The 25,307-nt window shown below is 70.3% G+C and carries 29 protein-coding genes; 16 read left to right on the forward strand and 13 right to left on the reverse strand.

Annotation, left to right across the window (positions count from 1 at the left end; all coding sequences use genetic code 11):
* The 7 genes from GCU67_RS20810 to GCU67_RS20840 all read right to left on the reverse strand — a co-directional run.
* On the reverse strand, positions 1–1,077 hold a 1,077-nt coding region (locus GCU67_RS20810), incomplete at its 3' end, for an SCO6880 family protein (RefSeq protein ID WP_163613380.1).
* The gene (locus GCU67_RS20815; RefSeq protein WP_211661833.1) at positions 1,064–2,440 is read right to left on the reverse strand and encodes a TrbL/VirB6 family protein; all 1,377 of its coding nucleotides are present in this window, start codon (positions 2,438–2,440) and stop codon (positions 1,064–1,066) included. The genes GCU67_RS20810 and GCU67_RS20815, both read right to left, overlap by 14 nt.
* The gene (locus GCU67_RS20820; protein ID WP_163613382.1) at positions 2,440–3,168 is read right to left on the reverse strand and encodes a DUF8175 domain-containg protein; all 729 of its coding nucleotides are present in this window, start codon (positions 3,166–3,168) and stop codon (positions 2,440–2,442) included. The genes GCU67_RS20815 and GCU67_RS20820 overlap by 1 nt, the downstream gene beginning before the upstream one ends.
* A 44-nt stretch (positions 3,169–3,212) precedes the next feature.
* Entirely contained in the window at positions 3,213–3,500 is a 288-nt protein-coding gene (locus tag GCU67_RS20825; RefSeq protein WP_211661834.1) for a hypothetical protein, read from the reverse strand.
* On the reverse strand, positions 3,497–4,138 hold the full coding sequence (locus GCU67_RS20830; protein ID WP_163613384.1) for a DUF6668 family protein: 642 nt from the start codon (positions 4,136–4,138) through the stop codon (positions 3,497–3,499). Before GCU67_RS20830 ends, GCU67_RS20825 begins: the two co-directional genes overlap by 4 nt.
* 26 nt (positions 4,139–4,164) lie before the next feature.
* The gene (locus tag GCU67_RS22950; protein WP_211661835.1) at positions 4,165–5,217 is read right to left on the reverse strand and encodes a M23 family metallopeptidase; all 1,053 of its coding nucleotides are present in this window, start codon (positions 5,215–5,217) and stop codon (positions 4,165–4,167) included.
* Positions 5,214–5,579 (reverse strand): hypothetical protein, encoded by a 366-nt coding sequence (locus tag GCU67_RS20840; RefSeq protein ID WP_163613385.1) that lies wholly within the window; start codon positions 5,577–5,579, stop codon positions 5,214–5,216. Before GCU67_RS20840 ends, GCU67_RS22950 begins: the two co-directional genes overlap by 4 nt.
* A 324-nt stretch (positions 5,580–5,903) precedes the next feature.
* On the opposite strand from GCU67_RS20840, the gene GCU67_RS20845 reads away from it, so the two are divergent.
* From GCU67_RS20845 to GCU67_RS20880, 8 genes are all read left to right on the forward strand, one after another.
* Positions 5,904–6,368 carry an XRE family transcriptional regulator gene (locus tag GCU67_RS20845; RefSeq protein WP_163613387.1) on the forward strand — a complete coding sequence of 155 codons (465 nt, stop codon included), beginning with the start codon at positions 5,904–5,906 and terminating at the stop codon, positions 6,366–6,368.
* Between the two features lie 34 nt (positions 6,369–6,402).
* Entirely contained in the window at positions 6,403–6,921 is a 519-nt protein-coding gene (locus GCU67_RS20850) for a hypothetical protein (RefSeq protein ID WP_163613389.1), read from the forward strand.
* A 5-nt stretch (positions 6,922–6,926) separates the two neighbouring features.
* Positions 6,927–8,054 carry an MAB_1171c family putative transporter gene (locus GCU67_RS20855; protein ID WP_163613391.1) on the forward strand — a complete coding sequence of 376 codons (1,128 nt, stop codon included), beginning with the start codon at positions 6,927–6,929 and terminating at the stop codon, positions 8,052–8,054.
* The gene (locus GCU67_RS20860; RefSeq protein WP_163613393.1) at positions 8,051–8,668 is read left to right on the forward strand and encodes a phosphatase PAP2 family protein; all 618 of its coding nucleotides are present in this window, start codon (positions 8,051–8,053) and stop codon (positions 8,666–8,668) included. Before GCU67_RS20855 ends, GCU67_RS20860 begins: the two co-directional genes overlap by 4 nt.
* Positions 8,669–8,822: 154 nt before the next feature.
* Entirely contained in the window at positions 8,823–9,053 is a 231-nt protein-coding gene (locus GCU67_RS20865; protein ID WP_163613395.1) for a toxin-antitoxin system, read from the forward strand.
* 209 nt (positions 9,054–9,262) lie between these two features.
* Positions 9,263–10,363 (forward strand): helix-turn-helix domain-containing protein, encoded by a 1,101-nt coding sequence (locus GCU67_RS20870; protein ID WP_163613397.1) that lies wholly within the window; start codon positions 9,263–9,265, stop codon positions 10,361–10,363.
* A 215-nt stretch (positions 10,364–10,578) separates the two neighbouring features.
* The gene (locus GCU67_RS20875) at positions 10,579–11,385 is read left to right on the forward strand and encodes a ParA family protein (protein WP_163613398.1); all 807 of its coding nucleotides are present in this window, start codon (positions 10,579–10,581) and stop codon (positions 11,383–11,385) included.
* A 254-nt stretch (positions 11,386–11,639) separates the two neighbouring features.
* Positions 11,640–11,840, forward strand: coding sequence for a ParB family protein (locus GCU67_RS20880; RefSeq protein WP_163613400.1), 201 nt, complete (start codon positions 11,640–11,642; stop codon positions 11,838–11,840).
* 82 nt (positions 11,841–11,922) lie between these two features.
* Here the strand turns inward: GCU67_RS20880 and GCU67_RS20885 are convergent, their stop codons facing one another.
* Together GCU67_RS20885 and GCU67_RS20890 are read right to left on the reverse strand one after the other, a co-directional pair.
* The gene (locus GCU67_RS20885) at positions 11,923–12,600 is read right to left on the reverse strand and encodes a hypothetical protein (RefSeq protein ID WP_163613402.1); all 678 of its coding nucleotides are present in this window, start codon (positions 12,598–12,600) and stop codon (positions 11,923–11,925) included.
* A gap of 76 nt (positions 12,601–12,676) precedes the next feature.
* Complete coding sequence (locus GCU67_RS20890) at positions 12,677–13,069, reverse strand: hypothetical protein (RefSeq protein ID WP_163613403.1); 393 nt, start codon at positions 13,067–13,069, stop codon at positions 12,677–12,679.
* A gap of 453 nt (positions 13,070–13,522) precedes the next feature.
* On the opposite strand from GCU67_RS20890, the gene GCU67_RS20895 reads away from it, so the two are divergent.
* The 6 genes from GCU67_RS20895 (at position 13,523) to GCU67_RS20920 (ending at position 19,999) form a co-directional block, all read left to right on the forward strand.
* A complete protein-coding gene (locus tag GCU67_RS20895; protein WP_163613405.1) occupies positions 13,523–14,074 on the forward strand; it encodes a hypothetical protein in 552 nt (183 codons plus the stop codon).
* A gap of 213 nt (positions 14,075–14,287) precedes the next feature.
* On the forward strand, positions 14,288–14,608 hold the full coding sequence (locus tag GCU67_RS20900; protein ID WP_163613407.1) for a hypothetical protein: 321 nt from the start codon (positions 14,288–14,290) through the stop codon (positions 14,606–14,608).
* Positions 14,609–15,015: 407 nt separating this feature from the next.
* On the forward strand, positions 15,016–15,501 hold the full coding sequence (locus tag GCU67_RS20905; RefSeq protein WP_163613409.1) for a hypothetical protein: 486 nt from the start codon (positions 15,016–15,018) through the stop codon (positions 15,499–15,501).
* A gap of 88 nt (positions 15,502–15,589) precedes the next feature.
* On the forward strand, positions 15,590–17,236 hold the full coding sequence (locus GCU67_RS22620) for a ParB/RepB/Spo0J family partition protein (RefSeq protein WP_163613411.1): 1,647 nt from the start codon (positions 15,590–15,592) through the stop codon (positions 17,234–17,236).
* A gap of 693 nt (positions 17,237–17,929) precedes the next feature.
* On the forward strand, positions 17,930–18,196 hold the full coding sequence (locus tag GCU67_RS20915; RefSeq protein ID WP_338105193.1) for a helix-turn-helix domain-containing protein: 267 nt from the start codon (positions 17,930–17,932) through the stop codon (positions 18,194–18,196).
* Positions 18,197–19,120: 924 nt separating this feature from the next.
* The gene (locus tag GCU67_RS20920) at positions 19,121–19,999 is read left to right on the forward strand and encodes a hypothetical protein (protein ID WP_163613412.1); all 879 of its coding nucleotides are present in this window, start codon (positions 19,121–19,123) and stop codon (positions 19,997–19,999) included.
* A gap of 305 nt (positions 20,000–20,304) precedes the next feature.
* On the opposite strand, the gene GCU67_RS21215 is transcribed toward GCU67_RS20920, so the two are convergent.
* Positions 20,305–20,466, reverse strand: coding sequence for a hypothetical protein (locus GCU67_RS21215; protein ID WP_170311091.1), 162 nt, complete (start codon positions 20,464–20,466; stop codon positions 20,305–20,307).
* A gap of 130 nt (positions 20,467–20,596) precedes the next feature.
* On the opposite strand from GCU67_RS21215, the gene GCU67_RS20925 reads away from it, so the two are divergent.
* Together GCU67_RS20925 and GCU67_RS20930 are read left to right on the forward strand one after the other, a co-directional pair.
* Positions 20,597–21,301: a hypothetical protein gene (locus GCU67_RS20925; protein WP_163613414.1), complete on the forward strand. Its 705-nt coding sequence runs from the start codon at positions 20,597–20,599 to the stop codon at positions 21,299–21,301.
* Positions 21,298–22,485: an ImmA/IrrE family metallo-endopeptidase gene (locus GCU67_RS20930; protein WP_211661836.1), complete on the forward strand. Its 1,188-nt coding sequence runs from the start codon at positions 21,298–21,300 to the stop codon at positions 22,483–22,485. Before GCU67_RS20925 ends, GCU67_RS20930 begins: the two co-directional genes overlap by 4 nt.
* A 130-nt stretch (positions 22,486–22,615) precedes the next feature.
* On the opposite strand, the gene GCU67_RS20935 is transcribed toward GCU67_RS20930, so the two are convergent.
* The 3 genes from GCU67_RS20935 to GCU67_RS20945 all read right to left on the reverse strand — a co-directional run bounded on the left by GCU67_RS20935 (position 22,616) and on the right by GCU67_RS20945 (position 25,212).
* Complete coding sequence (locus tag GCU67_RS20935; RefSeq protein ID WP_163613416.1) at positions 22,616–23,206, reverse strand: NYN domain-containing protein; 591 nt, start codon at positions 23,204–23,206, stop codon at positions 22,616–22,618.
* A gap of 132 nt (positions 23,207–23,338) precedes the next feature.
* Complete coding sequence (locus tag GCU67_RS20940; RefSeq protein WP_163613417.1) at positions 23,339–24,331, reverse strand: tyrosine-type recombinase/integrase; 993 nt, start codon at positions 24,329–24,331, stop codon at positions 23,339–23,341.
* Positions 24,328–25,212 (reverse strand): hypothetical protein, encoded by an 885-nt coding sequence (locus tag GCU67_RS20945; protein ID WP_163613419.1) that lies wholly within the window; start codon positions 25,210–25,212, stop codon positions 24,328–24,330. Before GCU67_RS20945 ends, GCU67_RS20940 begins: the two co-directional genes overlap by 4 nt.
* Between the last annotated feature and the right edge of the window lie 95 nt (positions 25,213–25,307).

Below are 25,307 nucleotides of genomic sequence, written 5' to 3' on the forward strand. Positions count from 1 at the left end.
GGAGGAGTAGACCTCCCCGCGCGGGGCGGAGGACATGGCCCAGGTGACCGACACCGCGGCGTCGTGCCGGTAGTGGTCGTAGTGCTCTTCGGCTGCCGTCGGCCCGACCTCGTCCCAGGACAGGGCTGGCGCCTCACCGGCGGCACGGGCGGCGTCGAGCAGGCGTGCGGCGGTCGGGTCGTAGGCAACCCGCACGACCTCGCACAGCTCGGCCGCGGTCACCGGACGGGCGCCACCGGCGCCGGTGGCGTGCAGCGACTGCGACAGCGCCGGCAGTCGGGAGGCCAGGTCGCGGCCCATCTCCTCCGGGGTGCGCTTGCGCGCCCCGGCGCGGACGGCGGCGGAGAAGGTGACCGACACCCACGCCTTCACGGTCGCCGAGCCCTCGGGGTAGCTGTCGACGACCTCCCGCAGCATCGCCTGGGCCACCAGGGGTGCGTCGGGGTCGACGTGGGCCTCGACCTCCCGGCGCAGCCGGGTGCCGGTGTCCGGGGCGGTCTCCACCGTCACCGCGGCGGCGATCGCGCCCGGCTCGTTGGCCAGGTTGGCCAGCCACGCGCCCCAGTTGGCCACCCAGGAGTCCACCTGCTCGGTGTCGACCAGGGAGGCGCCGTCGGGCTCGGTGGAGAACACCACCGTGTAGTCACCAGTGCTGGGCACGTGGACGAGGGCGAACTTCCGGCCGTAGGAGTCGGTCCACTCGCTCAGCCGCGAGGGCGCGGCCAGACCGGGCATCTGGAAGCTGCCCCACGGCAGCTGACCCAACGGGCCGGAGCGGTAGAGGTTGTGCCCGCGCTTGCGGTGCCGGCGGAACGCCACCCGCGCGGTCACCCGCTGGGCGATCGAGCGCCGGTGCCGGTCCTTGACCGTGAGCACCAGGAACGCGACCCCGCCGATCAGCGCACCGATCAGGGCCGGGACGAGCCCGGCGGTGGCCATGAGCAGGATCTCGATGATCATGAAGAACAGCAGCAGGCCGGTGCCGAGAGCACCGAGCTGCCACAGGCCCGGAGACGTCGGCCGACGCCAGTTGCCGTAGGTGCGGGCTGCAGGTCCGGCCTGGTTAGCGACTGCCACTGGGGCCCCCGTCGTCGTTGGATGCACTGTCTGCTGCGCCTCGAGCGGCGCCTACGCCGCGCTGGGCCAGGGCGACCCCGGCGCCTACCGCGCCGCCTGCTGCGCCACCGGCGGCCGCGCCACCGGTCGCTCCGGCGCCACCGCCAGCCCCGGCCGTTCCGGCTCCAGCACTGGAGCCACCCGCGCCGGCCGCGCCGGGTCCGCCGTCGGGTCCTGCTGCGCCCGGTCCTCCGCCGCTGCCGGAGGGGCCGCTGTTGCCCGGGCCGCCCGAAGGGCCAGGACCGCCAGGCGGTGTCCCGCCGGAGCCGGTCGGGGATGGACCTCCGGTGGTCCCCGTGGGGCCACCAGCGGGAGTTGAGCCAGAGGGGCCGGACTTGCCTGAGCCGCCACCGGCTCCGGTCGAGCTGCCGCCCTTGACCATCCGCGCGGACACCGCGCCGCTGGCCACCGATGCGGCCAGGGCTGCGCCGCCGCCGCCACCGCCGCCGCTGGTGGCCGCGCCGACCATCGGTGCGACGAACTTCAGCAGCGCCGGAAGCGCCACCAGGCTCATGATCATGAGCGTGACGCCGGTGAGGGCCGAGGTCACCGGGTCATCGCCGGTGGTGCCGATCAGCTGGAACGCCGTCGCGTAGATGATCGCTGCGGTGGGTTTGTAGAGGATGAACGCCACGACCCAGGAGAGCGCCCGCTGGAACCAGGCCCGCCCGGTCTCGGTGTTGGTGAAGGAGGCCGACAGCGGCAGGACGCCGGCCAGGACGATGAGGAACCCGCCCCGGACGACCAGCAGGACGATCTGGACCAGGGAGGCGAACAGGCCGCCGAGGCCCAGGACGATGAGCAGGATCGCCGACACCGCGCCCGCACCGTTGGGCCCGGCCGCGCTGCCGAGGGTGATCATGCGGTTCAGGCCGGCTCCGAAGTCATCGGTCGACCGGCCGATGATCCAGGCGGCGACCCCGTCGGCCGCGGTCACCGCCAGCCCGATGCCGGCCAGCGACGCCCCGGACACCAGGACCAGGGTCATCATCGCCCGCAGCAGGTCCCGGCCAGGCTCCGCGCGGCGCTCGTAGGCCATGCGCGCCCCGCCGATGAGCACCGCGACCACGGCGGCGGCCGCCACGTAGTAGGACAGCGAGCCCTGCACGAACGCCACCGGCGCGCTGGGGTTGCCACCCCCGTCGGTCAGGCCGGGGGTGTCGACGTTGACCCAGAACGTCGCCAGGGAGGAGATCGCCTTGGCCATCGCCTCGACGATCTTCTCGGCGAGGTTGTCGATCGCGTCGTCGACCACGTCACCAAAGGCCTGCTTCCCCTGGCAGACGAAGTCGACGACGGAGCAGCCGTCGTCTTCTGGCTCCATCAGGCGCCAGACCAGGGGACGTAGCCAGCAAGGCTGCTGAGCGGCTTGATGCTCGAGCCGATCTCGCCGTCTGCGGGCAGCTGCAGGAGCCAGTCATCGCCGGACCACTCAAGGGTCGCCGTCAGGCTGGCCTGGCCAGTGCCGGCAATGTCCAGCGCCAGGTTCAGCATGGCGACGTCGCCGGTGTAGCTGAGGAACGTGAAGCCAGCGACCTGATAACCGCCCTTGCCGAGGACCGACGTGGGGTCTGTTTCCAGGAGGCCAGCCAGCTTGTCGCGGCCAGGGCCAGGAGCCGTGATCTCCTCAAGGGCAGCGGTCATCGACTCGACGTCAGACGTCATGCCGAACCAGTTGACGGCTGCGAACAGGGCGCCGGTGGGGTCGTGCGCGAAGCAGGTCCGCAGACCCTCATCGGACACCTTGCCCGGGCCAGCCCCGTCCGGGTCGGTCGGTGCCACGAGCTTGCCGACGAGCTCCCACTCGTTGGCTGGTGCAGCTACCGGGGGCAGCTGGTCGCCTTCGGGCTGGTCGCAGTCTCCGGCGTCCGCGGACGCGGAGGTGGCCGGCGCGGTGGCCGGTCCGCCCACCCCAACAGGGACGTCGTCGCTGTCGCCGCCGCCAGAGATGGCGACGACGACAGCGGCGATGACGACCAGTGCCACGACGACGGCAGCCGCGATGAAGCCACGGCGGGCGAACGGGCTGGTGGTGTTGTCGGGCTCGGTCACGGTGTCCTCCAGGAGAAGCGCGGGGCAGGTGGCGCGGGGTGCGCCTAGACGACCGCGCCGACGAGCGCGGAGGCGCCGCCGATGACGATGGAGCCGGCGAGCACCCACCCGAGCTTGGATGCCTGCTCACCGCCCTCGCCGCGGCGACCCGCGAACAACATGCCGATGCCGGCGACGATCACGCCGACCACGCAGAGGGCGACGGCGACCCAGGCGACCCAGTTGACGATCGTCACCAGGCCCTCCGAGCCGGGAGGGGCGACGCCCTCACCGGGGTCGAGGACGGCGAGGACGTCCATGCCGGCGGTGTTGGCGGCTGCGAGGAGGTTCATGACTGGCCTTCCTGGTGGGGGTGGGTGGAGCGGTCGAGAGGTGAGTCGGTGGGGTGCGGGCGCGCCGGGAGGAGCCCGGCGAGATCGGTGGCCAGGCGGCGGAGGGAGCGGGGAACGTCGGCGGCGTCGACGACCGGCAGCTCGCCGGGCAGCTTCGGCTCCGCGAGGCGCAGGTCCTCCTCCCACGGGAGGGACCAGGAGCGGGGGAAGCCACCGGCCACGATGCGGGCGACGTCGTGCAGTTCCTTGGGGAGACGGCCGGGGGCATCGGGCAGCAGGGCCAGGCCGACCAGCTCGACGGCGGGGGTTGCTCCGGCAGCCCACTGCTGGGCGGCGCGCTGAGCGGCCCGCAGCCCCGTCAGGTGGGTGCGCGCCACCAGCAGCACCCGCGCCGGCTGGTCGGCGCGAGGCCACCGGCGGTCGGTGCCGGTGCCCGACAGCGCGACGGCCAGCGTCGTCTCCCCGGCACCACCATGAGCGCCGAGCACCCACAGCCGGTCATCGGCCGGGACGTCGACGACGCCCAGCCCGTGCGCGGGAGCGGTGATGCCGGGCTGCGGAGCGGCCGGGCCGGAAACGTGGTCGAGCTCGCCGACGCGGGGCGCGGTGGCTGGACCGGCGGTGGTGCTGGCGGTCATGGGGTCCTTTCCGTGGGGAAGGCCGGTCACTGGACGCTCACGCCCACCGAGGTCAGGAAGGGAAGGGGGTCGGTGAAGGCACCGCCGCGGAGGACCTCGAAGTGGAGGTGGCAGCCGGTGGAGTCGCCGTAGGAGCCGACCCGGCCGATCTGCTGGCCGGCGACGACGGTCTGACCGACCGAGGTCAGGACGTCGCCGGGGTACATGTGGGCGTAGCGGGTGACCACGTCCCCGCCGTGGTCGACGGCGATCAAGTTGCCGTAGCCGCTGGAGGGGCCGGCTCGCACGACGGTTCCGCTGGCGGCCGCGTAGATCGGGGAGCTGCACGGCGGGGCGATGTCGATGCCGTTGTGGGGCCGGCCCCACCGCATCCCGTAGACGGAGGTGAGCGGGCCGATCGCGGGCTTGGTCCACGCGCCAGGCGGGAGAGGGACGCCCGGGAGGGCGCCGGCGCCGCCGTCGGGGCTGCACGCCAGGGCGCCACCGCCGGGGTTCAGCGTCTCCACCGGCACGCCGGTCAGAGCCGCGACGACCTGCCCGGCGGGGTCCCAAAACCGGGTGTAGTAGTTCGGATCGGCATTGCGCTGCACGGCGTGAGCGGCCGCGGTGGGCGACAGGGTCTCCCAGCCGTTGACCCGCTGGAGGGCGCGGAAAAAGTTGGTCGCGCTGATCGTGGGGTCCATGCGGTCGGCGTAGGAACCCCAGGCGCCGTTGTCGCGCTGCTGGAACAGCCCGCGAGAGTCCGGGCCGGCCAGGTCGCCGCGGTCCAGGACGCGCAGCGTGGACTCGCCCATCGCCGTCATCACGCCGATGGTCTGGCCGCGGACGGACAGCCCGAGGGCTGCGCCGGCGTTCATGATCAGGGCGGCGTTGACCAGCTGCTCACCGGAGTATCCGGCGACCGAGCCCGCCGGTAGTGCGCCGGGGTCAACCGTGGCGCCCCCACCGCTGGGCCGGCATGACGCCGAGGCGACGGCCAGCCCGCCGCCGGTGAGCATCACCGTGCCGAGGAGCACGAAGAGCAGGCCGACCGGCACGAGCACGGCCAGGGCGACGGTGACCTTGGACCGCTGGTTCACCGGACACCGTCCGGGGCGGTGATCGTCTCGACCAGCCAGCCGGCGTCTCCACCCTCGCGGGACAGCAGGAGCCGGTAATCGCCCACGTCGGTCGGGACGACGACGTAGGCCAGGAAGGCGCTCGGGCTGTCCTCCGCCCGTCCAGGGCCGGTGACCGCGTGCGCGGGCACCTCGTCGGGGTCGGTCCCGACGTAGGCCGAACGCGCACCAGGAGTGAGCAGCGGGGACAGCTCGGTCAGCCACGTCTCCGCGTCGACCGTCGGTCGAGCGAAGGCAGTCATCGCGCGCTGTGCGAGGTCGACCGCGGCCGCGCTCGAGGTGGCGTCCTGAGTCGGCGGCAGCGGCGCCGGCGGCGCGCTCATCGCGACGTCGTTGGGGCCGTTGACCGTCGAGGGGGCGGCCGCCGTCGGTGCGGCAGCAGGCGTCGACGGGGCAGCCGGGGCGGTTTCGATCAACCCGCTGCAGCCGGTCGCACCCAGTCCCAGGAGGGTGCCGACGGTCAGGACGCGAAGCGCAGTCGTCCCCCGCATGGCTCCCCCGTTCGGCTGATCCTCTGACTAACAGTCAGAGCGGCGGGGACCATGTTCGGGCTAGGGTCCGACAACTGTCAACGCCTGCCAGGTTTCGGTCAACCCGCCACTAAGCTCCGCGCCTGGACGAGACGGCTCGATGCGGAGGGGACTGAGGTGAGCGAGGACCAGTCCGGAAGTGCGAGCAGGACCTTCGCCCAGCGCCTGGACCTCTTGTTCCGCGCGACCCACCCGGCCGGCCGCGATGAAGTCGGCTACCAAGAGGTCGCCGACGCCGTGGCATCAGCCGGCGGGCCGACCGTCACCGCGAACTACCTCTACCTGCTGCGCACCGGGCGCCGGTCGAACCCGCGCATGGACCTGGTCCGCGCCCTGGCGCGGTACTTCAACGTGCCGGCTGGCTACTTCATCGACGACGAGGTCGCCCAGAACTACACGGACCAGCTGGAGCTCCTGCAGGCCATTCGGGACAGCGGCACCGCCGGGCTGGCCCTACGAGCGGCCAGCCTCTCGCCGGAGGCCCGCGCGGCGCTCACGGTGCTGCTGGACGGCATGCGGGCTGCCGAGAAACCGCCTCGGCCCGATGCCGGGTCCCCATCGGGTGAAGATCGCCCCACGTAGGGCCGAGTTCACCGTGGGCGATTATCTTGCGGCCGTGATGACCGAGCCGATGGATACAGGAGACGCCGCGCTGCACGAGCGCGTCGATGCCCTGATCGCTGCTGTCGGGCTCACCGACGCAGCCTCGATCACCGACGTCCTGACCGCGGTCTCCCACGAGCGCGGCCGCGCCCTGGAGCTCGAGCCGATGCCGGAAGAGATGGAATCCGGGGACGTCTTCGGGTTGTGCCTGCCCTATGAGGACCGCGACGTCATCCTCTTCCGCACCGGCGCCGGCTCCGAGCACGAGCTGCACTCCACGCTCCACGAGTGCGGGCACCTGCTGTTCGGGCACGTCGCCGAGACCGGCCAGCCGGCCACCAACCCGCTGTCACGGTTGCTGCCCGACCTCGACGCCGACCTGATCGCCAAGGTGCTCGCCCGCTCCGCGTACGAGAACGAGCAGGAGCGCGAGGCCGAGCTGTTCGCCATGAAGGTCCGAGCGGTCATCGCGGCTGCCCAGCGGCGGCGGGGAGACGCCATCCTCCGCCGCTTCGACGACGCGCTCGGCTGACGCCGATGCTCCTCACCGTCGCCGTCGTCTTCTGGCTGGCCGCGATCGTGCGTGCCTGGCGCTGGCGCCAGGCACCGGGGTCACCGTCGCTGCGCGCGATCGCCATTGCCCTGCTGTCGATCGCGGTGGCGCTCACCCTGGACCTGCCCGCGGTCCAGCGTCTCCTCACCGAGGGGCCGCTGCAGTCCGGCACCCCGGACAACGTGGCCGACCTGGGCAAGCAGCTGGCGATCGTCACCGGCGCGTGGGCCTGCCAGTCGCTCCTGCTGCACCTGACGCGCGGCGCCGCGGTCACCGCCGAGAGCGAGCGGTCACGTGCCCGCCTGGCCCTGGCCGTCGCGGTGGTGAGCACCGTGATCTACCTGGTCCCCCTGGTCGACCCGAGCACCGCCCGGGACCCGGACGCGGGGATCGCCCAACCGTTCATCACCGAGTCCCGGCTGCTCGTGCTGGTCTACGCCGGAACCGTCCTGTTCTTCGTCATGCGGCTGTGCTGGACCCACACCGGAAGCGGCAGCTTGGGCAGCGGGGTGCGGGTCATGGGAGCCGGCTGCGGCGTCATGGTCGCCTACGCCATAACCCGCATGACCTACTTCGCCGTCGCCCACTACGGCTCCACCCAGCTGCCGACCCTCTACCGCGCCGGGGACCTCCTGCAGGTCCTCGGGCTGACGCTCATCGCGATCGGGACGCTGATCCCTCGCGTCGGACGCACGCTGGCCAGCCACCGCGCCCGCCGGGCCTACGACCAGCTGGAGCCGCTGTGGGCGCTGGTCACCCAGCGAGTGCCACAGGTCGTCTTCGCCACCGCCCCTGACCGGGACGTCACCGCCTGGCAGCTGGACCGTCGTGTCATCGAGATCCAAGACGCGCTCGTCGTCCTGGCCGGGAGCCTCGACCTCCCGCCGGCCAACGACCGCCAGGACGGTGCCGCGGCCGCCCGCCTGGCCGCAGCGCTCGCCGACGCCCCACGCAGTACCCGGGTCGTCGTGGGGGGTACCGCCACCGACAACACTGGGGTCTCCCCCATCGCGCCCCCGGAGGGCACCGACCCGGTCAGCTGGCTGGTGCAGGTCTCCCGAGCCCTCCCGCGGGTAGCGACCCGGGACGGCAGCCCCAAGGAGACCCGGTGACCACGGATACGAGAACGACGGACGGAACAGCCGTCCGGCGGACTCTGGCTGACCGGCTGGCAGCCTTCATCAACGAGGCGTCCTCGCCGATTCTGGCCAACCCGCTGGTGTCCATCGCGGTCGGAGCCTCCACCGGCTCCTGGCGCTGGACGGCGCTGCTGACGGTGTTCACCGGTGTGCTGCCTGCCGGGGTGATCTTCGGGGCCCTGGCGGTCCAGCGGATCAGCGACCACCACGTCACCGACCGGGACGAGCGTCCCCTGATCATGGCCTCGATCCTCGGCAGCCTCGTCCTGGGCCTGGCCGTCTGCCTCATCGGCGGAGCGCCGGGGCCGGTGACGGCGGTCGACGCCGCGATGCTCACCACCCTCGGGGTGCTCGCCGTTATCACCATCGTGGGCCGCTGGAAGGTCAGCGTGCACAGCGCCGTGTGGGCCGGCATTGCCGCCATGCTCGCCCTGACCTTCGGCCCCTGGGCGCTGCTGACGGCCCTCGCCGTTCCAGTGGTCGTCTGGGGTCGCGTGCACGTCCGGGACCACACGCTCCCTCAGGCCGTCGTGGGAGCCCTTACGGGCGCCGTCGTCGCCGGCCTGACCTTCGCGCTCATCCACTGACCGCCGAGCGCCTAGAACACGGGCGCTGGCGCGCACCGTCGGGGCCGGGGACAGTCCTTGTCCGAGTCATGGCACCGACAACTTTCTCTGACTGTCAGTCATTTGTCGGCGTGTCGGGGTTGTTCCAGAAACACAACGGCGGTTAGGTGTCGACATGGCTCGACGAGGAACCGGAGGTCGCCCCAGCAAGGGCGACCGGGACCACATCGTCTCGCGCCCGCCGGACCCCATCGGCGAGGCCGTGCGCGCCAGCGCCGACAAGGCCGGCCTGAGCATCAGCGAGTACGTCGCCAACGTCCTCGCCACCGCCCACGGGCTCCCCGAGCCCTACGCCGCCGTGCACCAGGTCGACCAGGGGGTGCTGCCACTCGGCAGGACCGCCTAGAACGCGGAAAGGGCGGCCCCCCGAGGGAGACCGCCCTTTGCCGCTGCATGCCGGATCGGTGTTACCAGCACCTACCCCGGCGGATCAAAACCCAGCCTGCAGCCAACAGGAGGCTTTGTCGTGCCCTCTCATAGTAGAGCGCTGCCCAAAAACGGGCCAGTGCCACGCTGGAGCAGCATGCGCAAGTCCGGCATCACCGCCGGGCTGCGGTGCTGACCCGCGCCCTCTCCCCCACCCGTCACGTCACCACCCGGCGCGTCTCCGCCGGCATCCACGGCGCCCCCGGCGCCACCAGCCGCACACCGGCGTGGTGGTCGGCCGAGGACTGGGTCGCCGACGTCCAGGCCACCGTCCGCGCCCGCCGCGACCTCTGCCGCGTCCACCACGTCGAGCCCGACACCGCGGTGGCCGTCGCCCGCGGGATGGCCGCCTACGCCGACTTCGCCACCGGCCGGGACTGCCGGCCCACCAACGAGCGCCTGGTCGCCGACGTCCGGGTGTCCCTGTCCACCGTCCAGCGGGCCCGCCGAGTGCTCAAGGACCTGGGCTTCGTCGTCGAGCTCGTCGCCGGCCGTTCGTCCCTGACCCGCGAGGAGCGCATCGAGGCCTGGCGTCGTGGGTCCGCCCACCGCGCGCTGGCCGCCGAGTTCGCCCTGTGCAGCCGCCGCGACCGGCCCCTGCGGCCGCACCGCGGCCGCAGGTATCCCCAGGTCCACCGCCCTGTTGTGGAGCGTGACGCCCCACCCGGCTCTTACGAAGTAAGAGCCTTAGGTCACCTAGGTAGAACTCATCTTCAAGCCACTACCGAAACGAGGAAGGCCGCTCCGCGGCCTGCGCCAACCGAAGACGTCACCAATCGAGGCGGCCGACGGGGTCACCCCCTCGCCAGGAGGCTCGCCGAAGGCGTCCAGCGGCGCCTCAGCTGGCTGCGAGGGGTCCCCCTGAGCCGATTGGTCCCCCTGCTTACCCCGTTCGCTCTGGCGGGCTGGACAGCCCGCGACGTCGAGCGCGCCGCCGACGAGGCCCGCGCCGTCCGTGGCTGGAAGGTCGTCCCAGCCAAGCTGGACCACCCCGCGTCCTACCTCGCCCGGCTGCTGCGTGGGGTCGACCCGACCGACCGGCCCAGCGCCGTCGACGAGTTCATCGCCGCCACCGAGGCCGCCGGCCGCCGCCACGAGCTGCAGCTGCGCATCGGTACCCCGTGCGCCCACGGGCAGCCCGCCGGCGACGTCCCGCACCCGGTGCACGGACACCTCGCCTGCCCGCTGTGCCGCGAGGCGGCCGCGGAGGAGCCGCCTTCCTGGCCGTGACCCGACAGCCTTGGCACTAATGACCCCATTAGGAGCCCCAGCGTCGACACGACGCTGAGCAGCTCTTATGCCTTTACCCCCATTAACCCTGTTAGGGTCAAGGGGCAGCCAACCCCATTGGGGGCATTAGGACCAATGCCCCTAATAACGCCGGACCCCGGCGGATCACCGGAGGAGAGCACCGTGGCCACCAACCACATCAGCGGGCCAGCAGCATGACTGCCCGCGTCATCGCGCTGTGCAACCAGAAGGGCGGCGTCGGGAAGACGACCCTGACGGTCAACCTGGCCCAGACGATCGCCGACACCGGCCGGCGCGTGCTGGTCATCGACGCCGACCCCCAGGCGAACGCGACCACGAACCTCGGCGTGGTCGTCGAGGACGACACCCTGACCCTCAACGACGTCCTGACCGTCGAGCCACGCACCGGTCGGGTGCGGGCTGGCTCCGTCGTCGATGCGGCCACGCCCGCGGGGGAGGGGTGGAACCCCCTCATCGAGGTCGTCCCCGCCGAGCGGGGCCTGGCCACCCGCGAGCAGGATCAGAACCTGGGCCGGGAGTACCGGCTGCGGGAGGCACTGTCGGGGACGCTGGAGCAGTGGGACGTCGTGCTCATCGACTGCCCGCCCTCGATTGGCCCGCTCACCGTCACCGCCCTGGCGGCCGCTGACGCCGCCCTGCTGGTGACCGAGCCGCGTGCAGCGTCGGTGGACGGGGTCGCACAGATCGTGGCCACCCTCGACCTGATCCGCATGCATTTCAACGCCGGCCTGGAGATCGCCGGCGTGGTGATCAACCGGCACAACACCCAGCGGGTCGACCGGACCGATTGGGCCGCCACCATCCAGGCCACCTACGGCGACCTGGTGCTCGACCCCTTCGTCCCCGAGCGGGAAGCGATCAGCCAGGCCACGTCCGGTGCCGTCCCCGTGTCGACGATCGCCACCGAGTCCGGCCGGTCGGTCACCGCTGCGCTGCAGCTGATCGCCGACCTGATCGCGCCGGCCACGGTGACGTCATGACCCGCCCGGCACGCCGGGCAAGCACCCCGCCGAACCCCGAGGCCCTGCAGAGGATGCGGACACGCACGGGGCTGGAAAAGGCCCCCCGCGTTGACCCTGTCCTGGCCGCCAGCGCCGCACAGGCAGCTCCGGCCGCCGAGGAGGTGCCCCCATCAGGGGTAACACCTCCAATGCCCCCAATAGAAGCTGCGGGGCAGGAGACGCCCGCCCCGGCTCAGCCGCCGAGGCCCCCGAAGCACAAGGTCGCGCTCTACATGCACGAGGAGGACGCTGCCCGGGCTCGGGCAGCGTTCACCTGGACCCGCGCGCACGAGGGTGTGCTGTCCTGGTCGGACTTCATCAACGATGCCGTGATGCGCCGCGTGGCCGAGCTCGAAGAGCAGTACAACAACGGCGAGCAGTGGACCCCGGTACCCACCGGCGCCCTGCCCCGCGGCCGGCCCCCGGCTCTCTAGCTCAAAGCCCACGGGGGCCGTTGTGCGTCACAACGGCCCCCGTGGATGAAGCAGTTGGCGCATAGAGAGTCGAACGAGCTACTTACTTCCGCGCAGACCGATCAGCGGGATCATCCAGTCCTGCTTCTGCACCATGATCAATGGCGTCCGCAGCCACGATGTAGACGCCGGTGATATGACCATCCGTAGAGTTCACCGCTACCCACGGCGACCTTGAACAGAACTCAGTCAAGCCGGTGCGCCAATGGTCAGTGTTTACTGAGTGGACGTCGCCATAGCCGACGCCAGTCTCTCCTGAATCGCGGCTGTCGTCGTAGCGGTGAGAGACGAATGCGTGGAGAAACTTTGCACCTGCATCAGTGTGGAAACTGTTGCGGTAGAAGTCGGTGGAATCAAAGTTCTTTTCGCGCAGGTATCCGTTGATCGTCGCGATGTCCGGCGGTGTGGTCGGGGAGACTCCGGAATCCGGATCGACGTCCCTGTAACCAGCGCTCATGAACAGGACGCGCAGCCGGTCGTCGACGTGCCGCATGACCACACCCACGCCCCCAAGCTCAGGGGCGTCGATCCAGCTATCGACGGGGAAGTCCTCGAGGCGTGACGAGTGCCTCTCCTCGCGTGACGCTGGTGTCGCCGAGGCGATCAGTCGTAGACGATCGCCGACAGGCTTGCCCAGCGACTGACGGAGCTCGATCGCCAGTTTCGCGAGCTCAACCTGCGCCGCCGTGACACGAAGGTCAGCGGTGCCACTACCGGTCATAGCGCACCCACCCCTCCCCTAACGCAGCGTTTCGCTCCAGCATCCCCCTGCTTGATCGGTTGAGCAAGGATGACGGTCACGAGGCAGCATCCGGGAGAGGGTTGTCTTCCATCGAGAACTCAGCTGCCTCAAGCGCTGCCCGTTGGTAGGCATCATCAAGATTTCCTGCAGCCAGCATGTCTTGAAGAATCCTTGCCCCAACCTGCTGAGCACGCAGATTGGGCGAAGTCACCATCTCGATAGCTTTCCAGACGGCGTCCTGCCGGCTCTTTTCCGCAGCGCTAGCTAGGTTCGCGGCAGCCATACGCTCGGCGCTCTGGTGCCCTTCGCGAGCGCTAGTAAGAGCATTGCTGCTGGTCAGCTCCGCGTTCTGGGCAGCGACCTTGTGGCCTTTAATGACTCCAAGATAAGTGGCCAGCGGGGTCCCCACGGCAACAACAAGCCCGACGATGACGACGAAGAGGTCCACAGTCTCCGTCCACCTCCGTCAACTCGGCCCGTCCCCCGTACGCGGCGCCGAAGCGCGGACACTACCTAACGACCGGGAATGGCCAAGCGGCCGTGCTGGGGAAGGTGTCGGCTCGTCTGGGAAGGGACGAAGTCCGCAACCAAGGGGCCGCTGCGCGGCGCCGGCTACGCCGTCATCAAGGACCGGCTACGCCGGGCTGCCACCAAACTGCACCCCCGACCCGTCCGGCAGCTCAGCGTAGGGACCTTCCGCGCCCCGCTACGGCCCTCCACGCTCATGATCCTTTGACCCTGCGGGCGCTTCGCTGTCAAAGCATCGTGAGCGCTCCGGTTCTCCGCTCCTCCGCTCCAGGTCCCTGAGCAGAGCTCTTTGCCGGACGGGCCGGGGGAATGGGTCAGACAGAGACCCGAGCGCATCCCCTCCCGTCGTCTGGCGGAAGCAGGGGAGTCAGCCATGACCAGCAGCCAGAGCAACGGACACCAGTTCGTGAAGGCCACCGTCCACCTCGCCGGGGCCGTACCCATCGAGACCGGCCACCGGGCGCAGTACAGCGCCGAGCACATCCAGGCCCGCATCGGCGGGGTGCTCATCTACTTCCTCGACCTGGCCGCCGTGGACGCCTTCGCCGCCAGCGTCAAGGAGGCCGAGCAGTTCGGCCGCGCCGCCTTCGCCGGGCGGCAGACCTTCCGCCTGCCCGGCGACTTCATGACCAACACCCAGGAGGTGTCCCTGGTCGTGCGCCTCCAGGGTCACCAAGAGGCCGCCAGCCGCAAGGGCACGGTCGCCAACGACCACACCGACGGGCACGGCAACGTCATCGTCGGATTCGGCGGGGTGCGGCTGTTCCTGCACGACCCGGAGGCACTGCACCGGCTGATCCACGTCACCAACACGGTCGCCCGCCTCGCCGCCGCCCTCTGGCCCGCTCTGACGATGGACGAGATCGAGTCCCGCGACACCTACGCCGAGCGGTGGGAGGAGCGCCAGCGCGAGCACCAGCGGTGAACGCACGGCAGGCGCCCGGTCACCCAGGCCGGGCGCCTGCCGCCGATCCGGCGGGGCGCGAAACGACCGGGCATCGAGCCCGGGCGTTCCGCCTCGCGGCTCCCCAGGCACTCACCACCCCAACGGCGCCCGGCGGTGCCCACACCTGGTCGGCTTGTCCACAGAACCGGAAAGACCGCCCCGAAACAGCACCGGGGCGCCCACGCTCACCCCATGACCAAGCCCCTGAACACCCGCCCCGGCCAGATCACCCAGCTCGCCGTCACCCACGAGATCCGCCGCGCCCACGACGACAGCGTCATCAGCGCGCACTGCTGCCACCCCTGCGCCGTCATCGCGCTGGACCAGCTGCACCTGTCGGACATGATGGGTGGGGAGAACCAGCCTGGGCCCCTGGAGTACGTCACGGCTCACGTCGTCGAGGTGGCCACCAACCAGCGGAGCGGGGTCGCCGGCGGCCTCGTGCCCCTCGACGGCATCCCGCCGGTCAAGCCCGTGAAGTTCCCGGACTACCTCTACGACGGGATCGCCTGAGCCGGCCAAGCACAGTCGCCGTTGCCCCCTCGAGGACAGCAGGCCGGCGGCGCACGTCGCCCAGCTCGGCCGCCGGCCCACGGACTAGCCCGGAGGGCCCCCGCTACGCGGGGCGCCGGCTGCGCCGTCGTGAGGACCGGCTACGCCGGACTGCCACCAAACAGCCCCCCCCCGACCCGTCCGGCAGCTCAGCTTAGGGATCTCCGCGCCCCGCTACGGCCACCGAGACCAAGATCCTTTGACCCTGCGGGCGCTTCGCTGTCAAAGCATCTTGGTCTCGGCGTCCTTCGCTCCTCCGCTCCGATCCCTGAGCAGAGCTCTTTGCCGGACGGGCCGGGGGGATGGTTGAGAACGCCACTCCCGCAGTCCCTCCCGATCCGGCCCCGGCTCACGATCAGGAGGACATCATGACCACCAATGCCCCCATTAGTGCCAATACCCCCACGCTCGACCGGACGTGGACGGAGACCGGCGCGCAGCTGTTCGACGCCGCCCGGGCCACCCGCGAGGGCCACAACTACGCCACCGGCCGGGACGCCGTGGTCACCGGGATCAACCGGCTGACCTGGGTCGAGCTGCCCAAGGACGGCGGGGACCTGTCCCTGCCGTTCAGCCCCGGCGAGAGCCTGAGCGCAGTCATCTCCGGCCTGGGTCTGCGCGACGTGCGCCGCATCGCCTGGGACGGGTCCGTGGCCGTCCGAGACGACGTCGAGGGCAGCCGCAGCCTCTACAGCCTGCTCGGCGTGGAGGTCGGGGAGCGTGGCGGCCTGCTGCGGCTCTACGCCGTCGACCGGGGCACCGACGTGCTGCCCGTCGCCTACGACCGCATCCCGGCACCGACGTCCACCGAGACCGCCGCCGACGCCCTCACCGTCCAGCGCCCCACCCCCTGACCGACCGGGGCGGGCCGTCCACCAAGCGGCCCGCCCCCCGCACAGCGCACCCGCAGCACCCCACCTCCGCAGCCAAGGAGCACCAGCGATGACCACCACCGAGAACCGCACCGCCACCGAGACCACCAGCGAGACCGTCGCCACCGATCCCAATGTGACCGCCGTCCTCCCCGAGCAGATCGCAGAGGGTGCCGGGACCGAGCAGCAGCAGGCCGAGCACGGGGCCACCAGCGCCGACAGCCGCGAGAGCGACGGGACGGGGGAGGGGACCGGGTCCGCGCACGAGCTCAAGTGGCTGGACCCCGCCACGCTCCGGGTGCACCCGCGCAACGTCCGCGACGACCTGGGCGACCTCACCGGCCTCGCCGCGTCCATCGAGGCGCAGGGCGTATTGGAGGCCCTGACCGTCGTCCCGCACATCGACGAGGAAGGCGTGACCGGCTACCAACTCGTCGCCGGTCACCGCCGCGCCGCCGCCGCCGTCATGGCCCGCGCCGTCGCGGTGGCGTGCATCGTGCGCCACGACCTAGCCGCCACCGAGGAGGACCGGGCCGGACAGGCCCGCCACGTCGGCGCGATGCTGTCGGAGAACCTGCACCGCGCCGGACTGTCGGCTGTCGAGGAAGCCCGAGGCGTGCAGGCCATGATCGACCTGGGTGAGTCCGTGACGAAGGTGGCCAAGGGCACCGGCCTGGGCCGCAAGCGCATCGCCAAGGCCGCCGGGGTCGCCCGGCTGAACGAGGCCACCGCCGCCGCCGTCACCGCCGCTGACCTCACCCTCGACCAGGCCGCCGCCGTCGCCGTCTACGCCGACGACGAGGACGCCACCGCCGCCCTGATCGAAGCCGCCACCGCCGGACCGGGCCAGTTCGCCCACGCCCTGACCCGCGCCAAGCACGCCCGCGAGCAGGCCCAGCGAGCAGCGGCGCTGCTGGCCGAGCTGACCGAGGCCGGGCGGCGGGTGCTCGACGCGGCAGACGGCGCCCAGCTGTCCCGACTCAGCCAGCTGGCCCACGACGGGGAGGACCTGACCGTCGAGGCCCACGTCGCCTGTGAGGGGTCGGCGGTCTATCTGTCCAACAGTTGGAACGGCGTGCACGCCGTCGAGGTGTGCACCGACCCGGCCAAGTACGGGCACGCCAACCGCTACAGCGGGTCGACCATGCTGCCCGCCGCCGCGCTCACCGACGCCGAGCGCGCCGCCGCCAGCGACGCCCGCCGCGCCGTCATCGCGGGCAACCGCGACATGGCAGCCGCGAACGAGACCCGGCGGGAGTGGGTGCGGGCGCTGTTGCTGCGCAAGACCGCGCCGAAGGGCGCGCTGCGGTTCGCCGTGGAGACCATGACGGCCGACCCCCGGTCGGTGTCGCGGTGGCTGTCGGGGCAGTCCAACGCGGCCCAGGACGGGGCGAGCGCAGACCTGCACATCGAGGCCCCCGGCCTGTGGTCTACGGCCAAGGGCCAGCCGACGCTGACCAGCGGTGAGCAGCTGAGCGATGGGCGGCTGCCCGTGGCGCTGCTGGGCCACGTCGCCGGAGCCATCGAAACCGGCTTCCACAAGGGCACCTGGCGCAACCCGAGCGCCAGCGACGCCCGGTGGCTGCGCTTCCTGGCCAGCAACGGCTACACCCTGGCCGAGGTCGAGCAGCAGATCGTGGACGCGATCGACGCCCGCACCAGCGACCACGACACCGATCCCGACCCGATCACCGACGAGGACGCCGCCGACGACTGACTCACGGCGGGGCCGCCCACCGGCGGCCCCGCCCCAGCCGTCCCGGCACCCGACCAGCTGCAGCACTGGTCGGGTGCCGGGACTCCCGCGGGGGTCGCGCACACGTTCCGCCGCTGGCGCGTCGGGACGCCCGTCAGCAAGCTGCCGGCGGGCCTGACGGCCCGACGCGCTCGCCGGCCACGCCGGTCGCCTGCAAGGACAGTCGGGAGACGCGACCTCATCTTGGCCGGGCGCTGGTGCTAACGAGAGGACTACCAGCCGGGGCCGTGAGTCTCAGTCGGGCATTGACATGGGGTGCCAGCCCTCGGCCGTCATCGCTGCTTCGCTCGCCCGAGCCTGCTCGGCGGGGACGTAGTGCAAGCGCACGACGGCGACCACGAGCGGGGACCCCGTGTCAGAGAATCCAGCTGTGCCCTCAGGAGCGACGGGGTAGTGCTCGACATGGTCCACAACTCCCACCGTGCCAACGAGGGAACCAGCAGCCCTCCCCAGCCGACCTGGGGCGAAGGACTCGCCAACTCGGGGGGCGGCCGCGGCTTGCAGGTCCTCGCGCAGGTAGGCGGTGTGCATTTTGTTGTTGGAGTAGAGCTCGATGCGAACACCCAGAGCGACGGTCATGGTGCAGCCTCCCAGACCAAGGAAAGGCCAGCTAGCTCACCTGTTCGCGGGAGAACAGCGCGAGGTCACCGGGCTGTGACCGCAGAGCTGGGGACACTCGGCGCCGTGCCGTATCCGCCCCGTCCCCAGCTGCGGCCGCGACCGGAGTTCGCCGGCACGCGGGACAGCGCGCACCCGCAGCTGCAGGAACGGCTGGAGGCATTCATCGTTGCCACCTACCGCGAGGGCCGGTCCCTGCGCGAGGTTGCCGAGCTCGTCGACCGATCCCAGACCGCCGTCCGCCGCGCGCTGGACAAGTATCAGGTGCCTCGCCGCCCGACTGGAGCGGTCCCGATCGCCTGACACCCTGGGACGCCTCACAGCTTCCGGAGCCTTGAAGGGCGCGGGGCCGTCCGCGCCTTCGGTCCTCACGTTTCTGCGGAGCGGGCGACGTTAGCCCTACAGGCAGTTCATCGTGTGCCGCATGACCTCACATGACGATCTCGCCCCCCTCTTTCGACCGCGCACCCCGTTCGAGGAGCGATGCGCGCGCAACCAGGTGCTGTCAGAGATCAAGGAGGAAAAGCGGCGTCACCTGGCAGAGGTTGCCGTCCTCGAGCGTGCGAAGGAGCAACGCCGGCTAACGCACCGGGCTGTTGGTCGCCGCGCGCTTGGAGGGCTCGGCGTTCTTGCGGCAGTGGCGGCTCTCATTAGCGCAGCTGCCGATGTTGGGCTGCTCTAGCCCCGGCTGCGCTCTGTCGTGCAGCGCGGTGGCAGGCCGCGAACTGCATCGAGGAGCAACTGGCCGGTCGGATCACCGGGAGGGCAGTTTCCCGCCCTCCCGGGTCTCGTTGAGGTCACCCGCGGGGCCAACTGCACGTCGCAGCTGGCCCCACGGGCCCCGCAAGGCTTCCCGACCTCCGACGGGCCAAGGGCCCATCAAGTGGCACAAACCTGAGGTTCGTGACCCCAGCTGACCGGAAGATCGACACCGCTTCGCTCGTATCGAAGACAGGCACAAAGACTTGCCCCTCTATCATACCACACTCGCACGAAGGGATGATGTGGCCGAGAACACGGGTGAATTAGTCGCTGGCGTGAGCGCGGAGCCTAGGTGAGACCCTCCCGCTCGCATGGGTGATGGGGCAGTTTGCTACCACCTTGACCCCCCCGTTTGCACGTATGCTCGACAGTACGTATGCGGGCCAGACTAGGAGATGTCCATAGAGATGGCCTCGTATTACCACTGTGATGGCCGCATGCGCTGCTGGCTAGGAGGGGGTCGAGATGACGTTGACGGTGTCTGTTGAGTCGTTGTCGGCCGCCGCTTCGCTTGCCACACGGGTGAAGGACAGGTCGGCGCAGGTGCGGCGGACGCTCCTCGTCCGAGCGGATGACTCGCGATCGACGGGGCTGTTGCTTCTTCTGCGGGGACGAGAAGATCGCGCAGTTGGGCGTGGTGGTGACCTACGGCTCAAGCTGCTGCTGAGTCTGTTGTGGGTAGCTGGTGCACCGCCCTATGACGTGAGCTATCCGGCGAGAGCGTGGGCGACCTTGTTGGACTTACGGGAACCTGAGCGCGCGGGGGCGCGGCGGGTTTCGCAGGCGTTGCAGTGGCTTGATGAGCGCCGCTTCATCGAGCTCGAGCAGCAGATCGGCCGGCCTCCGCGGGTGACATTGCTGCGCGAGACGGGCTTCGGTGAGCCGTACGAGCCGCCGGGCGCGATCAACAACCGGCTGACCCAGCGACTGCAGGGCACTACTGGCGTCCAGCGAGCGGCCTTGCAGGAGCAGCGGGAAGGGGAGCGCTACCTCCAGCTGCCGCCCACGATGTGGACGCAAGGCTGGATTCAGACCCTGTCGGCTCCCGGCCTGGCCATGCTCCTGGTCCTGTTGGCTGAGTCGGTGGGCAATCCAGATCGCGAGGTATGGCTGACTCCAGACCTCGCGCAGCGGCGTTACGGACTCAGTGCAGCCACCCGCAGCGCGGGCCTGCGCGAGCTCGTCGATTTTCGAGCGGCCAAGGTGAAGCGGCGGTCGGTGAGCCGAGACGTCTTCGACTATCGGCGCGTCCGCAACGTCTACCGGCTTGACCCAGCCGCCCTCGCGGCACCGCCGCAGCGGTCCAACGAAGTTCCCTTCGATCCGTTCGAAGACGTTGGCTAAGGGTCTTGGCTGACGGCCTAGCCACAGTCCGCCAGCTTTGATTGAGGAAGTCTGCTCCAAGGTGAAGCGGGCACTCGTGCGGCGCAGCTGTACGTCGAGGTGTGGAACGACCTGAGCGAGGCTGGCGCGTTACTGCGTAGCTGACCGGTACCCCCACGGAGCCGAGCCGCGCATACGGTTGCTGAGTGGCCGCAGACCGACCAGGGTCCCTCGAGCCCTGGCCGGGCGGGGCCCAGAGCGGCTGAGGCCGGGGGTGATGCAAGCGCCCCCGGCCTCAGCTTCCTGTCTCACCGAGGTCCGGGACCTCAGCTCTTCTTCTCGTTGCGGACGCCCTTGTGCTGGTTCGGGCTCCCGTTGAGGATCCGGCCGGTACCGCTGTCCCGCTTGAACCACTGCCCGTTGTGCTGGAACTCGCTGCGGCCCTTCACCGCACCGATGCGAGATCCCTTTCCGGTGTTTGTGGCCATGGCCACTCCCTCCTGACTCCCCGCGCGGGACGGCCGCCGACCTGACGACCGTAACCAGGACTGTAGCGCGGACGGCGCGCATCCACTTCATGTCTTGACACTCGCGTGTGGCTGCTGCTAAAAACTAGCCGTGCCATACGACGCTGCTGCAGAGGCGCTGCTGGACCAGGTGATGAAGGACTGGGAGGGCCGGGGGATCCTCGGCACCCTCCGCTCAGTGGTTACCGAGGTCTGGCCGCGAAACCAGAACCGGTTCGAAACCCAGCTCGGTGACGACAACATGGTGCTCGGCGTGCAGAGCAGCCGGAACATTCAGAACCTCGCGGTGGCTCGTCTGCAGGAGCGGGACGTCGAGGCGGCCATCGTCGAGCAGAGCCTTCAGGTCAAGTACGCCGGCCGAGTGCTGCACATCGGGAAGGCGCCCTCAACGGCCACGGCGTGGAGCATCGACAAACAGCGGTGGGACGACAGCGAGGTTCGCCAACTCGGCGCGAAGGCCAACTCGCAGGCGTACTACCCGGCTGAGGGGGCACTGTTCCCCGTCCGGGCCGGGGAGCCGGCTGCGCTCAAACATCTTCACCTGACGTGGCAGGGCCTTGACGGCGGCATCACCCGGGCATGGGTGGGCTTTCCTCGCGCCGGGGACCTGTCCTGGTTCGCCGTCGCGCCGCTGGCTGCAGCCGACCCGCTGCAGCGCCCCGTGCTGCCCTCTGGCCCTGCGCTTCCGCCGGCCCCCAACTTCGACGCCATGGCCGAGCCCGAGACCGAGCTCAAGCTCAAGCCCCGCAGCGGCGAGCGGGAAGGTCAGCGACCGGCTAGCGGCGAGCAGTCGTGAACGAAGAACTCCCCCTGGATTTCGACGCCGCCCGTAGGCGGGCGACCGAGCGCCGCGCCGCCGGCGTGGCCGTTGACTTCGATCCCAGCAGGCTGGCCCTGGCCCGCCGCCTGGCGGCCTACCCCCGTGCCCGACTGGCCCGGGAACTGGACATCACCCCAACGGCGGTCGGGCAGTTCGAGAAAGGGCAGGCCAGGCCCAGCCTGCCCGTCCTCACCGGCATGGCTGAGGTTCTGGGCGTGCCCGTCGACTTCTTCCGTGCCGGACAGCCAATCGCGAGCCTGCCAGCCAGCGCCGCGCACTTTCGCAGTCTGCGCGCGACGACGGCGATGGAACGGGAGCAGGCGTTGGCGTTCGGGGAGCTGGTGCTCAGCGTCTTCGCCGCCGTCGAGCTGTCTGTGGACCTCCCCGAGGTATCGTTGCCAGCCCTCGCCTTCAGCGGCGACCTCGACGAGGCTGCCGTCGCCGAGGCGGCACACCAAGCCCGCCGCGGCATGGGTATCGCCTCGGGGCCCGTTCCTCACGTGATCCGGCTTCTGGAATCTCACGGTGTCGCTGTGGCGCGGCTCGAGAGCGCCAGTGAGCACGTCGATGCCTTCAGCCATCAGCAAGCGGTCCACCCCCGGTCCGGGGGAGCGCTCGATGCCCGTCCTTTGGTGCTCCTGGCTCCCGGCGATAGTGACAAGGCCCGCGACAAGGCTCGCGACCGGTTTACCGCCGCGCACGAGCTCGGGCACTTGCTCATGCACCACGACACCGAGCCCGGATCCCGCCTGGCTGAAAACCAGGCCAACGACTTCGCCGCAGAATTCCTCGCACCGGCCAGTGAGATTGGCTCCAGCTTGCCCACCCGACTGGACTGGGTGCGCCTGCAGGAGCTCAAGCACCGGTGGGGGATGAGCCTCAAAGCGCTGCTCATGCGGGCTCACAAGCTGGGCCGGCTCACCGATCACAGCTACCGGCGGGGCATGCAACAACTTAGTGCATGGGGACTTCCTGAGCCTGGGGCACTCGGCGATTCCGAGCAGCCTGTGCTGCTGCCTCGCGCGGTGAGCTTGCTCGGCGGGGAAGCGGTGCTGCCCCGGATCGCTGAGGACGCTGGGATGCCGCTGTCGGAGGTGCGCCGAGTCTGGCTGGCCACCGGTGGTGCGGATGAGCGTCCCCGTGTGCAGCTTCTGCCCTAAGCCTGCTCACCGCAGCGACACTGTGCTCGGCAGCGCAACCACCGATCAGCCGCCCCCCCCGTTAACAACGTTGGGCACTACACCTAGCCGTAACCGTCTGAGCGATGAACCGCGCGGACCGGCACGTGCGTCACGGAATGGTGTAGTCGGTTCGATCTTCAATCGTGCGGAACTCCTGCTCACGTACGTAGTGGCAGTAGGGCAACTGGGTGTCGGGGAAGCGGAGCCGGTTCGCCCCAGCCCAGGTCGCCAGCTCAATGTGGCCGAGCTGGTTGTAATAGACAGTCTCGATCGCCGGCATGAGGTCCGTGTCCGACGAGAAGACGATCGCGGCGTCGTACTCCTTCCGGAGCCCCATCGCGACCACGTCGACGGCCAGTGCGACGTCGATACCCTTCTCCACGGCGGGCGTCACTGGGTAGTCGTGGCGGTACTGCAACGGCCGGCGCACCACCGTCACCAGGCTGCTGCGTCTCCACGTTTCAGTCTGCCGGTCGTTGGCAGCTGCCGAGCGAGCCTGGTGGATGGGGTTCGGGCGACCCCGGTAGATACGAACACCCTCAACGAGGGTCTGCCTGCTGCGCCGCTTAGCTAGCAAGTGAGCCAGGCGGAGAGGGTCGATGTGACCTTCGGCTGGGTGTGACCCAGCAGGAAAGAACTGACGGCGTGCGGAGCCGTGCACGTTCTGGTAGTCGATGAAGACAACAAGCCGATCAGCCAAGACAGCCCCCGCAGGCTAAATAAAAATCCCCGCCAATCCCCCAAGGGGGACGACGGGGAGGAATGAGACCAACCTATGACTCGTAGCGTTCGTTGTCAACCGGTGGGTGCGGGGCGGCGGTCGTGTCGCTCGTCATGGTGAAGCGGGCTCCTTCCCCGTGAGAGACGAGGCCAGCAGGTAGTTGGGCGAGCGGTCGAGGTTCCCGCGACTCCGGTCATAGCGCCTGGTCGTGCGTGGGTCGGCGTGGCCGAGGGCGTCCTGCACGTCCTGCAGCTGTGCCCCCAGGCGCAACGCCTCGGTGGCGTACGAGTGCCGGAGGCTGTGCGGGGTGACCCCGGCCGGAAGCCCGGCGTCTCGGCAAAGCCGGCCGATCTGCTCGCCAGCCAGCTTGTAGCTCCAGCGGTGGTCACCGGTGGTGGAGACGAAGATCGGACCGGTTGTGCGGTCGCCGAGATAGAGCTCGAGCGCGCGCACCACCGGCGGCGCGAGCGGCACCCGGGCGGCCTTGCCGCCCTTGCGGACCACTCGCAGCACGCGGTGGCCCTGGTCGTATCCGAAGTCGCGGATGTCGGCGCCGAGCGCCTCGGAGATGCGGAGGCCGCAGAACGTCAGCAGCGCCACCAGGGCGGCCGAGCGTGGGGAGTGTGCGGTAGCGGCCGTCAGCAGCCGGCGCAGCTGGTCGGCGGTGAGCCCGACCGCTGCGGACTCGTCCGACACCCGGGGCCGGCGGACGGAGGCGACGGGGGAGTGAGTGAGTACGCCAGCGTTATGGACCCCGAAGTCGTAGAAGCCGGCCAGCGCCGAGAGTTTGCGTGCCACGGTGGCCGGCGACGCCGGCCGCCGGGTTCGTGGCTGTGGCTGCGTGGTCAGGAACCGCACCCACAGGTCTACGTGATGCCGCTCGGCGGCCAGCGGGTGCACGCCGAGACCGGCGCACCAGGCCGCCCACGCCTCCAGGTCTAGTCGGTAGGCGGTGGCGGTGTTCGTCGGGTGCCCGATCAACCACGCTGTAGCGAGCCGCAGGAACGGGTCGTCGTCGGCCGACCCCGGAAGCCGGTCCAAAGGAGCGGGGCGGACGCTGGGAACCGCGCTGGCGGTGACCGCCGTCATGGGCACCAGGGTCATGCCTGGGGCCTGTCCGCGGTGTTCTCCTCGAAGTCCTGGAAAGCGCGGAGGACCGACGTCATCAGCAGGCAAGCGATGAGAGCGTTGCCCTTGGTGAAGTGATCGGCCTCGGCGTAGTGCACGGTGACCTGCCGGTTGAGCCCGGTGGGCCGCGTGCCCTGGCCTGCGAAGTAGCGCTGCTTGAAGTTTCGCAGCGGCGCAACGGCGGCTTTCAGCCGCCACTCGTCGAAGGGCGTCTCTTCGGGGTCGAAGTGCACCTGTTTCTCAAGTTTCTCGAACTTTCCGATGATCCAACCGGCGATGGTGGCATCGGTGACGACCACCGCGAGTGCCTGCGCAGCCTCGTGGTGGCCCTGCTCGATTGCGTCGAGTGCCCGCGGTGCCAACGGCAGCTGCCGTTGCAGGCGGTCGGCGTTGACGTCGGCGAGCACTCTGCGGCAGTCCCGGAGCAGCTCATCGGTGTGGGAAAGAAGAACGCTGACCCGGGCGCCTCGATCAGGCGCATCGAGCACCTCGTCTACGACGGCTGCCGGTGGCACCCAGACCAGCGGGATGCCGTCGTCCTGGATGACGGCGGTGACGTCCTCGATCTCAATCCCCGCCGGCCAGTTCACAGGCAGCTGCTCTCGTACCCGCTCGAGCGCGGCCAGCAGGCCCGGGGAAAGCACGGGCGGCTCGATCTGACCGACGAACGACGCCGCTGCCGCCTCGGCCGCTGCCGCCAAGGCCTCCAACCCGGGCGCCAATGCCTGGGTGACCTTCTCGAGGTCGACCTTCGGAACCAGTGAGGCGAGGAGTGGAAACACTGACTCGGCCAGTCGGCCGGCGAGGTCCTGTTGCCAGTCGTCGGAAGGTTCACCGTTTGCGCCGACGACCGCCATGTCGGCAGCCTACCGACAGGACCGTGAGATAACGTCCTTTATCTGCTGGTCTGGGTCACTCGCTGGGCGGCGCTCCCGATCCAAGCCGGTGTTCA

It is taken from the genome of Modestobacter muralis, from assembly GCF_010682105.1.
Classification (GTDB): Bacteria; Actinomycetota; Actinomycetes; order Mycobacteriales; family Geodermatophilaceae; genus Modestobacter; species Modestobacter muralis.

Bases quoted from the DNA above. Each gene is read 5' to 3' on its own strand.
- GCU67_RS20815 (WP_211661833.1), bottom strand. From the start codon at position 2,440: ATGGAGCCAGAAGACGACGGCTGCTCCGTCGTCGACTTCGTCTGCCAG.
- GCU67_RS20825 (WP_211661834.1), bottom strand. From the start codon at position 3,500: ATGAACCTCCTCGCAGCCGCCAACACCGCCGGCATGGACGTCCTCGCC.
- GCU67_RS20830 (WP_163613384.1), bottom strand. From the start codon at position 4,138: ATGACCGCCAGCACCACCGCCGGTCCAGCCACCGCGCCCCGCGTCGGC.
- GCU67_RS20840 (WP_163613385.1), bottom strand. From the start codon at position 5,579: ATGAGCGCGCCGCCGGCGCCGCTGCCGCCGACTCAGGACGCCACCTCG.
- GCU67_RS20855 (WP_163613391.1), top strand. From the start codon at position 6,927: ATGCTCCTCACCGTCGCCGTCGTCTTCTGGCTGGCCGCGATCGTGCGT.
- GCU67_RS20865 (WP_163613395.1), top strand. From the start codon at position 8,823: ATGGCTCGACGAGGAACCGGAGGTCGCCCCAGCAAGGGCGACCGGGAC.
- GCU67_RS20875 (WP_163613398.1), top strand. From the start codon at position 10,579: ATGACTGCCCGCGTCATCGCGCTGTGCAACCAGAAGGGCGGCGTCGGG.
- GCU67_RS20880 (WP_163613400.1), top strand. From the start codon at position 11,640: ATGCACGAGGAGGACGCTGCCCGGGCTCGGGCAGCGTTCACCTGGACC.
- GCU67_RS20885 (WP_163613402.1), bottom strand. From the start codon at position 12,600: ATGACCGGTAGTGGCACCGCTGACCTTCGTGTCACGGCGGCGCAGGTT.
- GCU67_RS20895 (WP_163613405.1), top strand. From the start codon at position 13,523: ATGACCAGCAGCCAGAGCAACGGACACCAGTTCGTGAAGGCCACCGTC.
- GCU67_RS20900 (WP_163613407.1), top strand. From the start codon at position 14,288: ATGACCAAGCCCCTGAACACCCGCCCCGGCCAGATCACCCAGCTCGCC.
- GCU67_RS20905 (WP_163613409.1), top strand. From the start codon at position 15,016: ATGACCACCAATGCCCCCATTAGTGCCAATACCCCCACGCTCGACCGG.
- GCU67_RS22620 (WP_163613411.1), top strand. From the start codon at position 15,590: ATGACCACCACCGAGAACCGCACCGCCACCGAGACCACCAGCGAGACC.
- GCU67_RS20920 (WP_163613412.1), top strand. From the start codon at position 19,121: ATGACGTTGACGGTGTCTGTTGAGTCGTTGTCGGCCGCCGCTTCGCTT.
- GCU67_RS21215 (WP_170311091.1), bottom strand. From the start codon at position 20,466: ATGGCCACAAACACCGGAAAGGGATCTCGCATCGGTGCGGTGAAGGGC.
- GCU67_RS20940 (WP_163613417.1), bottom strand. From the start codon at position 24,331: ATGACCCTGGTGCCCATGACGGCGGTCACCGCCAGCGCGGTTCCCAGC.
- GCU67_RS20945 (WP_163613419.1), bottom strand. From the start codon at position 25,212: ATGGCGGTCGTCGGCGCAAACGGTGAACCTTCCGACGACTGGCAACAG.